We start from the raw sequence: 13,533 nt of genomic DNA, 5'->3' as shown, positions 1-13,533 counted from the left end.
GTGGTAAGGAATCGTACCTGAACGGAACAACCGGAAGCTTTCTCCTCATGGCTTTTGAGACGATCATCGTCGAAATCGAAGACCACGTCGCACTTATAAAACTCAACCGACCGGATGCGCTGAACGCGTTGAACACCCAGTTGCTGGGTGAGCTCTGCACTGCGCTGGAAGATGCGGACAGCAATGACAAAGTGCGCTGCATCGTTATCACCGGCTCGGACAAGGCCTTTGCCGCCGGCGCGGACATCAAGGAGATGTCCGAGATGAGTTTTGTCGACGTCTACAACATCAACCTTTTTGCGGACGCGAATGATCGTGTGACCGCGATTCGCAAGCCGATCATTGCGGCCGTCGCAGGCTATGCGCTGGGCGGCGGATGTGAACTTGCCATGCTGTGCGATTTCATCATCGCGGCGGACACCGCGAAGTTTGGCCAACCCGAGATCAATCTGGGCGTCATTGCCGGTCTGGGTGGAAGTCAGCGTCTGACGCGGTTTGTGGGTAAATCCAAATCGATGGACATGAACCTGACGGGGCGTTTCATGGATGCGGACGAAGCTGAACGCGCAGGTCTCGTGAGCAGGGTAGTGCCGGCCAAGAAGCTCATCGAAGAAGCTGTGAGCGCAGCGCAGAAAATTGCCGAGAAGTCTCAGCTGACCGCGATGGCCGCGAAAGAAGCGGTGAACCGCAGCTACGAGCTTCCGCTGAGCGAAGGTATGCTGTTCGAGCGTCGTGTCTTCCATTCGATGTTCGCAACCGAAGATCAGAAAGAGGGTATGGCCGCGTTCCTCGAAAAGCGCACGGCGCAATTCCGCGACAAGTAACGCGCTGGACCTCTATGGCGGGTGGGCTTGAGCCCGCCCCTTTTTTCCGGCCATGGTGTGAAGAATCAACTTGGCAATCCCCCCAAACTTGGGTAAAGAGCGCCGCTATACATGCGCGTGCGGCCCGCTTGGCCCGACTCACACTCGTGATTTCTGATCCGGTGCGGATATGTCCGTGGCGCGCAACCCTAGACAACCGTACCGAACAAAAGGTCAGAGACACATGGCTAATTCGCCTCAGGCAAAGAAACGCGCCCGTCAGAACGAAAAGCGTTTCGCAATCAACAAAGCACGTCGTTCGCGCATCCGCACCTATCTGCGGAAAGTCGAAGAAGCGATCGCATCCGGCGACAAGGACGCGGCGACCGCGGCCCTGCGTGCGGCTCAGCCCGAGCTGATGCGTGGCGTCACCAAAGGTGTCTTCCACAAGAACACTGCGGCCCGCAAAATGTCGCGTCTGTCCTCGCGAGTCAAAGCGCTGGGTTAAGCTTTCGGGTGACCCTGCGTCATGTCAGAAAAGCTGAACTATTCTGAAAGGCGTCGCACATTGCGACGCCTTTTTTCGTGTTGCCAGAAAACCGCGCCTTCACGAAACCGAGAGATTCTTTCGGCCAAAGACCCGAGTCAATATCAGAGTTTCGTTGCCGCGCCCCGCTTCGAATTGCTACCACTGATGTCAGCGATTCACTCGCTTGGGGGGACAGGCTGTTTACCCGATTGAACTGACGGGCATCAGAACGATCTGGGGACAATTGTCGACGACTGGCGCAAGCCAGGCTGCCGATCTGCCGTGGTTTCCGGGTTATACCCGGTGATTTCGGCCCTGTCTAAAAATTGAGATTGCGACGTGCAACCCGATTTTCGGGGCGCTCTATTATTCTTGAGCGCCAGATTTGGGGTTTACCGAGCACTCCGGGACAGTCCCGTCAAACCAATTGGTTTGACGACAGGATTCCTATTGCGTGTGAATACAATACCGGGAAACCGGCTTCGTCTGAATAAGGCTGACAGGCCAATAAGAATGGGATGCGTGAGGCGCTTAATGACACAAGAGAAATGGGGACTACTGCGTAACAAATTGCTGAAGGCCATCGGTCGGAACAACTATACGACCTGGATCGAGCCTTTGGAATTTAAAGAGCTTCAGGATGGCGTGGCGGTTTTCTCCGTGCCGACCAATTTTATGGGCAATTACGTCAGCCAGAATTTTGCGGACCTCATTCTGTACGAACTGAATACCGCAGGTGAAACTGTGCGGCGTCTGGATTTCCGCGTGGCAGCAAACTCGCCGATGCGCCCGAAGCCTGCAGCCAATGCAGCACCTGAGGCACAGCCTGCACCTGTCACCGCGCCGAACCAGGACACAGCGCAGGACGCCTTGGAATCGCTACAGGCCGCACCGCTGGATTCTCGTTTTACCTTTGACAGTTTTGTAGTCGGCAAGCCCAATGAACTGGCCCATGCAGCCGCGCGCCGGGTATCCGAGGGCGGGCCGGTGACCTTCAATCCGCTGGTTTTGTACGGCGGTGTGGGTCTGGGTAAGACCCACCTGATGCACGCCATTGCATGGGAGTTGAAAACCAAACACCCGGAACTGAACGTTCTGTACCTGTCGGCGGAACAGTTCATGTACCGGTTCGTGCAGGCCCTGCGCGAGCGTCGGATGATGGACTTCAAACACCTGTTCCGTTCGGTTGACGTATTGATGGTTGACGACGTGCAGTTCATCGCTGGTAAGGATTCCACTCAGGAAGAGTTTTTCCATACATTCAACGCGCTGGTAGATCAGAACAAGCAGATCATCATCTCGGCCGATCGCGCCCCGGGTGAGATCAAGGATCTGGAAGATCGGGTAAAATCCCGTCTGCAATGTGGTCTGGTGGTCGACCTGCACCCGACCGATTATGAACTGCGCCTGGGCATTCTGCAAAACAAGGTGCAGCAATACAGCTCATCCTATCCTGACCTGGCTATTGCCGACGGTGTTCTGGAGTTCCTGGCCCATCGTATCTCGACCAATGTGCGCGTGCTCGAAGGCGCGTTGACCCGTCTGTTCGCGTTCGCGTCATTGGTTGGCCGCGAGATCGACATGGAACTGACCCAGGATTGTCTGGCGGATGTATTGCGTGCCTCCGAGCGCAAGATCACCGTCGAAGAGATTCAGCGGAAGGTGTCTGAATACTACAACATTCGCCTCTCCGACATCATCGGCCCAAAGCGCCTGCGTTCTTACGCGCGTCCGCGTCAGGTGGCTATGTATCTGTGCAAACAGTTGACCAGCCGGTCCCTGCCCGAGATTGGCCGCCGTTTTGGCGGGCGCGATCACACGACGGTCATGCACGGCGTCAAGCGCATTGAAGAGCTGAAGCTGACCGATGGTCAGATCGCTGAAGATGTGGAAATGCTGCGCCGGTCGCTAGAAGCCTGATCCGCGCCTGCAATGCAAGAAACCGCCCCGGATCCTCGGGCCCGGGGCGTTTCTTGTGCGCATTAATCCACGATTGGATCAGAACTGATGCCTGTCGGGCACGCTGCCCTTGACGCTTGGGACATTCCGACCCAGAAATCCGTAAAAAATCCTTGTGCCTCAGGGTGGAACCGCTAACGTGCCAGTCCCGCCCATGTCGGTACGCAAGTCAGAGGAACTGAGGGTATGAAGATCAGCATCGAACGCGGCACCCTTCTTAAGGCCGTTTCACAGGCCCAATCCGTTGTGGAACGTCGCAATACCATTCCCATACTTGCCAATGTGCTGATCGAAGCTGAAGGCGATCAGGCGCTGTTTCGGGCGACCGATCTGGATATCGAAGTGGTCGACAAGGCCCCGGCACAGGTCGAAAAGGCAGGAGCCACGACAGTTGCGGCAACGACTCTGCATGAGATCGTGCGCAAACTGCCCGACGGTGCGTTGGTCACGCTGACCGCGGACAGTGCAGCAGGGCGTCTGACGGTTGAGGCCGGGCGGTCGAATTTCTCGCTGGCGACACTGCCGAAAGAGGATTTTCCGGTCATGGCGTCATCGGAGTATCAATCGAATTTCACCGCATCTGCGGCCCTGCTGCGTCGGTTGTTCGACAAGTCGAAATTCGCAATTTCAACAGAAGAGACACGGTATTATCTGAACGGTGTCTACATGCACGTGTCCGACGGATCCGAAGGTGGTAAAGTGCTGCGCTGCGTGGCCACCGATGGTCACCGTCTCGCTCGGATCGATGCCGATCTGCCTGACGGTGCGACGGATATGCCAGGCGTTATTGTTCCCAGAAAAACCGTGGGCGAGCTTCGCAAGCTGCTGGATGACGATGAAATGGACATCGCTGTTTCGGTCAGCGAAACCAAGGTGCGCTTCGCCACGCCGGATATCACGCTGACCTCGAAGGTCATCGACGGCACCTTCCCCGACTATACGCGCGTTATTCCACAAGGGAACACCCGCAAGCTGGAAGTGGATGCTGCTGAATTTGCGCAGGCCGTGGACCGGGTGGCGACGGTGTCTTCCGAACGCTCGCGCGCGGTAAAGCTACAATTGGATGGCGACAGACTGGTTCTGTCGGTGAACGCACCGGATAGTGGCGCGGCCGAGGAAGAACTGGCCGTCGCGTACGGTGACGAAAGGTTGGAGATTGGGTTCAACGCAAAATATCTGCTGGAGATTGCGTCTCAGGTGGATCGAGAGAATGCGGTGTTCATGTTCAATTCAGCTGGCGATCCGACCCTGATGCGCGAAGGTAATGATCAGAGCGCAGTTTATGTTGTCATGCCGATGCGCGTCTGATCGCGCGGACGCGCGACGCCTCCGGTGGAGGTATTCTTGAACAGAAGAAGGGAGGGGTCATGGCACTGGCCCTGACCGAGCTTACGGTCTCGCATTTTCGGTCTCACAAGCTGGTGCGGTTGTCTCTGGACGGGCGGCCAGTGGCCATTCACGGACCGAACGGGGCGGGCAAGACCAATATTCTGGAAGCGGTATCCTTGTTTTCGCCCGGTCGAGGAATGCGGAGGGCGAGTGCAGCCGAGATGACGCGACGGCCCGAGGTGCTGGGCTGGAAACTGTCCGGGCTGTTGCAGTCGCAGGGGCAGAATTTCGAAATCGAAACCTGGTCTGAGGGCGGTGCAGCACGGCAGGTAAGGATTGATGGAAAGACCGCCTCCCAGATTGATCTGGGCAAACTTGCGCGGGTGGTTTGGCTGGTTCCATCCATGGACCGACTTTGGATTGAAGGGGCAGAAGGCCGGCGCCGGTTTCTTGATCGCATTGCGCTCAGCTTTGATCCGTCTCACGCAGAGGCCGCGCTGACCTACGAAAAAGCGATGCGCGAACGTAACCGTTTGCTGAAAGAGCAGGTGCGTGACGCGCATTGGTATGCCGCGCTTGAGGGCCAGTTGGCCGTGATGGGGCATCGCATCCACGCAGCGCGATTGGCGGCGTTGAGCCATCTGCGGGTGGCGCAGGATCAGGCGGAAACGGCTTTCCCGTCTGCCGAGTTGGAATTGGTGCAGACCGACGGCGCGATGCCCGAAACGGTTGAGGATTTGCGCGAGGCTTTGAATGAAAGCCGTTTCAGAGATTTGGCAGCGGGCCGGACTTTGGTCGGGCCGCATCGGTCGGATCTCTACGGCGTTTTTGCTGCCAAGGGCGTTCCGGCCAAGGATTGCTCGACCGGTGAGCAGAAGGCACTGTTGGTTTCTCTGATCCTGTCGAACGCACGTGCATTGGCCGAAATGGTGGGCGCGCCACCGATTGTCTTGCTGGATGAGGTGGCCGCCCATCTGGATGCGGATCGGCGTTCAGCCCTGTATGACGAGATTTGTGCGCTGGGCGCTCAGGCCTGGATGACGGGCACCGGGCCTGAACTGTTTGTGGAGTTGGGTGGCCGGGCCCAGTCGCTGATCGTTGCCGAAGGCGATGAGGGCTCGGTGGTCGCGACTTAGGCCGGTTCGTTGACCTTACGCTCCCACAGGAAGCCGCGCATGACTTCATCGACTGGCGTTTTGGCCATGTGGTTGACGTAGTTCGACATGGTTTTCTGTGCCAGACCCAGCACCACGTCCAGAACCGCACGGTGCGAGTAGCCGGCATCAAAGAACGCCTGAAGCTGTTCCTCGGTCGGGTTGCCGCGGGTTTCCATCACATGCAGGGTGAAGGTGCGCAGTGCTTCGAGCTTGGCGGAAGGCAGTGGAGTTTCATTGCGCAGTGCCTCGGAGATTTCGTCTGATACCTTCATCATCTTTGCGATGCCGGTGTGCGCGGGCACGCAATAATGGCATTCGTTCGCCACGTTGATCGTCTGCCAGACAACGGTCTTTTCATCGTTGTCGAAATCGGTCTGCAAGAACAGGCTGTGCAGAACTTGATAGCCTTCAAGGTGCTGGGGGCTTTCTGCCATCACCTTATGCAGGCCCGGCAAACGGCCAAAGGCGGCCTGGGACTTTTCCAGCAGAGGTTTGGATGCTTCGGGTGCGGATTCGAGGTCATGAGACGGGAAATTGGCCATGTCGGAACTCCTGTTTCTGGCGCGATGGGTGGTATTTAGGGTTTCTTGAGTGATCACTCAAGTATATATTTGAGCGAACGTTCAAGAATTGGTGATGCCGATGCCCCGCAAACCCGCATATGATCGTGACGCGTTGATCGCGAAGGCCCGTGACATCTTCTGGCGTCAGGGCTGGGCTGGGACGTCGCTGAAGGACCTGGAACGGGAATTGAAGCTGAAACCCGGAAGCTTTTACGCGGCATTCGGGTCGAAGGATGCGCTCTATGCGTTGACGCTGCAAAGCTACACGCAAGAAGGTGTGGCGCGCCTGAAAGCCCTTGCCGAAAGATTGGGGCCGAAGGCAGCGCTTAAGGCGCAACCACGTTTGGTCATCGAAGCGGTCGAGAATCCAGCAAAGGCCTGCATGTTGGCAAAGACATATGCCGAGTTGCAGGCGAAGGATCATGCGCTTGCGGATCAGGCCGCGCGTCACATGGCGGAAATGAAAGCGTGTTTCGCCGACCTGTTCCGCAGCGCCCAGACTGCCGGTGAAATCCGGCCCCAACATGACCCGGATCGGCTGGCGGCGCGGTATCAGTCGGATATTCTGGGGCTTCGATTGTCGGCTGAACGCAAGGATGTCGATGCGCTGGAAATCGCGGCGGATATCGCTTCTGACATCGACCAGTTATGAGGTGGATTCGGATGCGCAGAAAACGACCCCAGCATACACAAAATATTGGGGGATCGCGTGACAATCCCCACCAGAAAACGTATAAGGTACCAAAATAATATAGGTACTGACTGAATGTCCGAAGACGCACAGGCTCCCCAGGAATACGGCGCAGATTCCATCAAAGTTCTCAAGGGTTTAGAGGCCGTTCGCAAACGCCCCGGCATGTATATCGGGGACACGGATGATGGCTCGGGTTTGCACCACATGGTGTATGAGGTTGTCGACAACGGGATTGACGAAGCCCTGGCGGGTCACGCCGACCATGTGACCGTGAAAATTCACGCGGATTCCAGCGTTTCGGTCAGTGACAACGGACGTGGGATTCCCGTGGATATTCACCCGGAAGAGGGCGTGTCGGCAGCCGAGGTTATCATGACCCAGCTGCATGCGGGCGGTAAGTTCGACAGCAATTCCTACAAAGTGTCGGGCGGTTTGCACGGTGTGGGTGTTTCGGTGGTAAACGCGCTGTCAGATTGGCTGGAACTGCGCATCTGGCGCGCGGGCAAAGAGCACGTGGCACGCTTTGAGGGTGGCGAAACAGTAGAGCACCTGAAGGTCGTCGGTGAGTGTGGCGATCGCACAGGGACCGAAGTTCGGTTTCTGGCGTCAACCAACACGTTTTCGAACCTCGAATACTCGTTCGAAACTCTGGAAAAGCGTCTGCGCGAACTCGCCTTCCTGAATTCGGGCGTGCGTATCATCCTGATCGATGAACGCCCGGCAGAACGGCTTGAAACCGAGTTGTTCTATGAAGGCGGCGTAAAGGAATTCGTCAAGTATCTCGACCGGTCCAAAACTCCGGCCATGCCCGAGCCGATTTATATCAAGGGTGAGCGCGACGATATCGGCGTCGAGATCGCAATGTGGTGGAATGACAGCTACCACGAGACGGTGCTGCCCTTTACCAACAACATCCCGCAGCGAGACGGTGGTGCCCACGTGGCTGGGTTCCGCGGCGCGCTGACCCGGACGATCAACAACTACGCGCAGTCCAGCGGGATTGCGAAGAGGGAAAAGGTCAGCTTTACGGGTGACGACGCGCGCGAAGGTCTGACCTGCGTGCTGTCGGTGAAAGTGCCGGACCCGAAATTCTCATCGCAGACCAAGGACAAGCTGGTTTCGTCCGAAGTCCGTCCGGCGGTCGAAGGTCTGATGAATGAAAAACTGGCAGAGTGGTTCGAAGAGAACCCCACAGAAGCCAAGAGCATCGTTGGCAAGATCATCGAGGCCGCTTTGGCCCGTGAGGCTGCGCGCAAGGCGCGCGAACTCACCCGGCGCAAGACCGCGATGGATGTGAACTATCTGGCTGGCAAGTTGAAAGACTGCTCCGAGAAGGACCCATCCAAGACCGAAGTCTTCCTGGTCGAGGGGGACTCGGCCGGCGGGTCTGCCCAAACCGGCCGGGACAGGCTGACCCAGGCGGTTCTGCCGCTGCGCGGGAAAATCCTGAACGTCGAGCGCGCAAGGTTTGACCGGATGCTGTCGTCGCAGGAAATCGGCAACCTTGTCATGGCGCTGGGCACTGGTATTGGCCGCGATGAATTCAACATCGAAAAGCTGCGCTACCACAAGATCGTCATCATGACCGATGCGGATGTGGACGGCGCACATATCCGGACATTGCTGCTGACTTTCTTCTACCGTCAGATGCCGGAACTGATCGAGGGTGGATACCTCTACATCGCTCAGCCGCCACTCTATAAGGTCTCCCGTGGCAAGTCAGAGGTGTACCTGAAAGACCAGGCCGCTCTGGATGACTACCTGATCAATCAGGGCGTCGAGGGTGCGGTTCTGAAACTCGGTTCGGGCGAAGAAATCATCGGACAGGACCTGACCCGCGTTGTCGACGAGGCGCGTCAGCTGAAACGTGTCCTCGATGCGTTTCCGACGCATTACCCGCGACACATTCTGGAACAGGCCGCCGTCGCAGGGGCCTTTGTTCCCGGCGCCGTTGATGCCGACCTGCAAGGCGTGGCTGACAAAGTCGCCGCTCGGCTGGACCTGATCGCTTTGGAATACGAACGCGGTTGGCAGGGTCGGATCACACAGGATCACGGCATCCGACTGGCCCGTATTCTACGCGGTGTCGAAGAGGTTCGCACGCTGGACGGCCCGATGCTGCGTTCGGGCGAGGCGCGCAAGACCGGGAGTTTTACGCAGAGCCTGCAAGAAATCTATAATTCCCCGGCCACCTTGGTTCGTCGTGATCGCAGCCAGATGATCCACGGCCCACTGGAATTGTTGCGCGCCATTCTGGAAGAGGGTGAAAAAGGCTTGTCCCTGCAGCGCTATAAAGGCCTGGGTGAGATGAACCCTGATCAGTTGTGGGAAACCACACTGGATCCGGATGCGCGCACGCTGCTGCAAGTGCGCGTGGATGACATGGTTGAAGCCGATGATCTGTTCACAAAACTGATGGGTGACGTCGTGGAACCTCGTCGAGAGTTCATCCAGAAAAACGCTTTGAGTGTAGAAAATTTGGATTTCTGATCAGGTGTAGGTTTGCGCATAACACTTCGCACACCCCATAAGTTTGCGCAGTTCGCCCATAGTTTTGCGCTGCGCGATTGTCGGCATTGGCGACGAATTCAATCAGTTTTGGCTTAGTCGTTGTGGTTACGACCCTTTGCATTTCTCAATCCCGCAAAGGGCCTCCCTAAGGAACCTGGGATTCTCGCGAAGGTCTGCGATGCGCAGAAAGCGGACTTTGCAAAGTCGAGAATAAAGGTCCGTTATGGACGTTCCATCGCTGTCCTGGGATTTCCTGGTATCGGTCGGGTGGCCGTTGTTACAGTATGTTTAGAAGCTTTGAATACCCAGCGTTCAAAACAAGAGCCGCAAGTGTCCCTGTTATCGTCGCCGGTATACTCTGCTTCCAGGTATCGAACACTAGATGGCAGAATATCGCTCCGACAGATGTGCAGAGCAACGCAAGTGCTCCTAGCGGCCCGATCCACGACGATTGAAACCAGATGGCAATTGCCCCGAAAAGTTCCCCGCATCCGACGAGGAACATGATCTGCCTGTTGAGGCCGTAGCTTTCGAACATGCCCAACTGGATTTCAAAGACCTTCTTTTGCCACCCAAAAATCTTAATGGATGAAGCAAAGAGAAAAAATGCAGATAGAAGACCGATGGCGATGTTCAGGAGCAATGCTAGTCCTTCCGGTTTGATTTCTTGTAGGCTGCCGGAGATACGCCCGTCCATTTACGAAATGCTCTGGAGAAGGCGGTTGGGTCGGCATAGCCAAGCCTTTGCGCTGTCTCGCCAACGGATTTATTGTCTTTTGCTAGCAGGCGTTCGGCTTCTTCCTGCTTAATGCGCGCGATCACTTGGGATGACGTTTGACCGTAAGGTTTCAGCCGGTTGTTCAGTGTTTCCTGATGAAAACCGCAAAGGTCCGCAAGCTCATCCACACCAAATCCTGAATCCGCAAGATGGACCCTGATCAGGCCTTCCAGTCCCGCAAGGAAATCCTGCGGGGCGGCCAGATCCTCATCCATAACCCTGTAGTCTGGCGGGTTCTCCAGTGCCTCTGGTCGTAATCTGTAATTTAACCAGCTGGAGGGAAACCTGATCGAAAAACCTTGAGGATTGCACTTGATAGCCTGAACGCCGTGAAACTGACCGGGCAGCGCATCCGGGTCACTGACGCGAAGAATGACCTGGTTGGGGTCCCACCTGAAATCCAGGACACGGTCCAACAGGGATATCCAAATACTCGTCAGAAACGCATCGGTTTGGCTGGGAGAAACCGAAATTTGGAAGTTCCTTTTGGCACTGAAATACGCGTGCTCTCCTTCGACAAAGAGGGATTGCGTAACGGCATTGGATTCTTTGGAAACCGCTTGTGTGAACCTGGTAAAAAAATCTCCCAATGTAAGGGCTTCTGCCAGCATATCGCCAAGCGGGAGAAATTTGACAAGATCGACGGATTGCCCGACCCGTGCGCAAAAATCCGGTGAAGTGGCTTCTGCCACGGCCTGATAGATCTGGTAGACGGTATCGTGGCGTAGGAAATTCTTCGGGTCCATTACCTGCGCTTCGTTCAACCCCAGAGGATCAAGAACAAACGCGGGTTCGACCCCCACGCTGCGAAGCGCTGCGACAACCGGACCCGCAACTGAAGCCCTGACGAGAGGCAGCGACTGATCCGTGTTATTACCAAGTCTTCTTGTCATCTCTTCTCCAGAAATTCGCAATATTCCCGAGTGTAGGAAATTCCCACAATAAAATTATGAAACCTTGCAATTTCCCAAAACTATTTTTCTCGAACCGGTAATCTGTCAGGCATCAAGTTATTCGAATTCTATAATGACTCCTAATTGCGCCTTTTACGATTCTTGATGATAGGGGCCCTGATGAACGGATGTCTGATGCGCATACTTGTGCCCGCAGTACTGGCTGCGAGCTATCTATTTCCAACTCATGCCGCTTCACAGGAAGAAAGTTTCCCGGTCCTTTTCACAAATGTTCATGTCTTTGACGGGGTGAACGAGGCGCGGATCGAGAACGCAAACGTTTTGGTCGTCGATAACCTGATCGCCGAGGTTTCGACTGAGCCGCTTGTCGTTGCCAATGCGCAAATCATCGAGGGCGGTGGGCGCACACTGATGCCCGGAATGCATGATCAACACGTGCATCTTACCGTGTTCAACCCTCTCAGCGATGGTTTGCGCCAGAATATCACACCCTTTCATCTTGGCGGCGTCGCGACAATTCGGTCTGAACGCATCCTGATGAATGGGTTCACCACTGTCCGGGACCTAGGCGGACCAGCAAAATCCATCGCTCGCATTATAGATTCCGGCATGTTTCCCGGGCCGCGCATTTACTCCTCTGAAGCCTTCATCACCCAGACATCCGGGCACGCGGACTTCCGTAAACTGAACGACCGGCATCCCACACTGTCTGGGCAAGGACCATCACATTGGGTCGAAAGTGAAATGAGCTTTATAGCCGATGGGCCGGATCAGATCCGGATGGCCGTACGCGAGAACCTGCGCCGCGGGGCAACCCAGATCAAAATTATGGTCAGCGGCGGTGTTACGTCCGAGTTCGACCCCCTGCATTCGCTTCAGTACCAAGCCGATGAAATCCAGATGGCAGTCAAAACCGCCGAACAGTGGGGCACATATGTGACCTGCCATGTGTTCACTGAACAGGCGATCCGAAACTGTATCGACAATGGCGCGAAGACCGTCGAACACATCCCGTTTCTGACTCCGGAAGTGGCCGAGGTCATGGTTCAAAAACAGATCATGTTTGCGACCGCCGTGGCTCCGGTCTACTCGGTCTCCACCGAGCAGGCCGAAGCATTTTACACACCAGCGTCGTTTGCGAAGTGGAAGACGGTGCGGGATGCCGCGGCCAACATGATTGAAGTAATTCAAACCACGCCAGGCATGATCGACCTCTATACCCTGGGCACTGACCTCATCAACAACTGGGACCAAACGCTAGAGCAGGACAAGAAGATGAGCGACGAGTTCAAATACCTGCTTGAAGCGAATTTCACACCTTTCGACATATTGCGCATCGCAACTTCAAACGGCGCACGCATGAACCGTCTTACTGGTTTGAACAATCCTTATCAGGACGGCCCGTTGGGTGTGGTCGAAGTGGGTGCATACGCCGATCTTCTATTGGTCGACGGGAACCCGCTGGAGGACATCCTGCTGCTATCCGATCCCGACACCAATCTGAAGATCATCATGAAGGATGGCGTGATCTACAAGAACACACTCGACTGAGTGTCGCGTGGGGTGAACTTACCTCGGCGCCCCGCGCACTAAATTTTAAGGGAGAGAAGGACATGAATATTTCGACAAAGACGGGTGCCGTCGCGAGCCTGGTTTTTTTCACGGCCACTGCCGCGTTTGCGCAGGACACCCTGCCACAAACCCTGTTCACCAACGTCCATGTCTTTGACGGAGTAAATGAGGCGCGGATCGAGAACGCCAGCGTTTTGGTTGAAGGCAACTTGATCAAAGAAGTGTCCACCGAGGCCATCGACGCCCCTGGCGCGACGGTTGTGGATGGAGGTGGTCGCACATTGATGCCGGGGCTGATCGACAGCCACGTCCACCTGAACCTAACCGGTCTGTTCACAAGCTTTGGCGGCGCGGAATATGCGAATTGGGACGGCGTCGGCGCGATGGCAGTCGCAAACGCGCGTGATTACCTTATGGATGGGTACACAACGGTTCGCGATGCCTGTGGCCAAGGCGATGCGATGAAAAAGCTGATCGATCAGGATATTCTTGTCGGGCCACGGATTTACCCGAGCGGTGCGTGCATCGGTCCACAATCTGGTCACACGGACTGGCGCAGCCCTCGTGCCCGGGCTGAAGGTGGCCCCGTCGCACAGGTGGAAGAACTCAATCTCGCGGTCGTTGCAGACGGCGTAGACGAAATCAGAACTGTCTGACGTCAGCACCAATGGGACAGTTTAGGTTGATTTGATAAGAGAGGGTTTCTGGCTCATCGTAACCGCCA

The 13,533-nt window shown here is 56.1% G+C and carries 12 protein-coding genes; 9 read left to right on the top strand and 3 right to left on the bottom strand.

All coding sequences use genetic code 11. The features are described 5' to 3' along the window. Positions 1-47 precede the first annotated feature (47 nt). The 5 genes from acuK to recF all read left to right on the top strand — a co-directional run bounded on the left by acuK (position 48) and on the right by recF (position 5,756). On the top strand, positions 48-824 hold the full coding sequence (acuK, locus tag AC2FJB_RS15430; RefSeq protein WP_117870917.1) for an acryloyl-CoA hydratase: 777 nt from the start codon (positions 48-50) through the stop codon (positions 822-824). 223 nt (positions 825-1,047) lie between these two features. Next, entirely contained in the window at positions 1,048-1,311 is a 264-nt protein-coding gene (gene rpsT / locus AC2FJB_RS15425) for a 30S ribosomal protein S20 (protein ID WP_152459792.1), read from the top strand. Between the two features lie 555 nt (positions 1,312-1,866). Beyond that, a complete protein-coding gene (gene dnaA / locus AC2FJB_RS15420; RefSeq protein ID WP_496675136.1) occupies positions 1,867-3,252 on the top strand; it encodes a chromosomal replication initiator protein DnaA in 1,386 nt (461 codons plus the stop codon). A gap of 225 nt (positions 3,253-3,477) precedes the next feature. Continuing rightward, the gene (dnaN, locus tag AC2FJB_RS15415) at positions 3,478-4,599 is read left to right on the top strand and encodes a DNA polymerase III subunit beta (protein WP_117870911.1); all 1,122 of its coding nucleotides are present in this window, start codon (positions 3,478-3,480) and stop codon (positions 4,597-4,599) included. 59 nt (positions 4,600-4,658) lie between these two features. Continuing rightward, entirely contained in the window at positions 4,659-5,756 is a 1,098-nt protein-coding gene (gene recF, locus AC2FJB_RS15410; RefSeq protein ID WP_496719425.1) for a DNA replication/repair protein RecF, read from the top strand. Here the strand turns inward: recF and AC2FJB_RS15405 are convergent. Continuing rightward, positions 5,753-6,319, bottom strand: coding sequence for a carboxymuconolactone decarboxylase family protein (locus AC2FJB_RS15405; protein ID WP_496675131.1), 567 nt, complete (start codon positions 6,317-6,319; stop codon positions 5,753-5,755). The genes recF and AC2FJB_RS15405 overlap by 4 nt on opposite strands. A gap of 100 nt (positions 6,320-6,419) precedes the next feature. On the opposite strand from AC2FJB_RS15405, the gene AC2FJB_RS15400 reads away from it, so the two are divergent. Then, positions 6,420-6,992 carry a TetR/AcrR family transcriptional regulator gene (locus AC2FJB_RS15400; RefSeq protein WP_117872896.1) on the top strand — a complete coding sequence of 191 codons (573 nt, stop codon included), beginning with the start codon at positions 6,420-6,422 and terminating at the stop codon, positions 6,990-6,992. Positions 6,993-7,106: 114 nt separating this feature from the next. Then, positions 7,107-9,524 (top strand): DNA topoisomerase (ATP-hydrolyzing) subunit B, encoded by a 2,418-nt coding sequence (gyrB, locus tag AC2FJB_RS15395; protein WP_496719424.1) that lies wholly within the window; start codon positions 7,107-7,109, stop codon positions 9,522-9,524. Between the two features lie 298 nt (positions 9,525-9,822). Here the strand turns inward: gyrB and AC2FJB_RS15390 are convergent, their stop codons facing one another. Beyond that, on the bottom strand, positions 9,823-10,242 hold the full coding sequence (locus tag AC2FJB_RS15390) for a DoxX family protein (RefSeq protein ID WP_496719423.1): 420 nt from the start codon (positions 10,240-10,242) through the stop codon (positions 9,823-9,825). After that, entirely contained in the window at positions 10,191-11,216 is a 1,026-nt protein-coding gene (locus tag AC2FJB_RS15385; protein WP_496818618.1) for a helix-turn-helix domain-containing protein, read from the bottom strand. Before AC2FJB_RS15385 ends, AC2FJB_RS15390 begins: the two co-directional genes overlap by 52 nt. Positions 11,217-11,396: 180 nt before the next feature. Here AC2FJB_RS15385 and AC2FJB_RS15380 point away from each other — a divergent pair, with 180 nt between their 5' ends. Together AC2FJB_RS15380 and AC2FJB_RS15375 are read left to right on the top strand one after the other, a co-directional pair. After that, entirely contained in the window at positions 11,397-12,788 is a 1,392-nt protein-coding gene (locus AC2FJB_RS15380; RefSeq protein ID WP_282022546.1) for a metal-dependent hydrolase family protein, read from the top strand. Positions 12,789-12,850: 62 nt separating this feature from the next. Continuing rightward, positions 12,851-13,465, top strand: coding sequence for an amidohydrolase family protein (locus AC2FJB_RS15375; protein WP_496721227.1), 615 nt, complete (start codon positions 12,851-12,853; stop codon positions 13,463-13,465). The last annotated feature ends 68 nt before the right edge of the window (positions 13,466-13,533 follow it).

This window comes from Ruegeria sp. CDSC085 (assembly GCF_059610465.1).
This window is presented reverse-complemented; position numbering and strand designations above follow the sequence as displayed.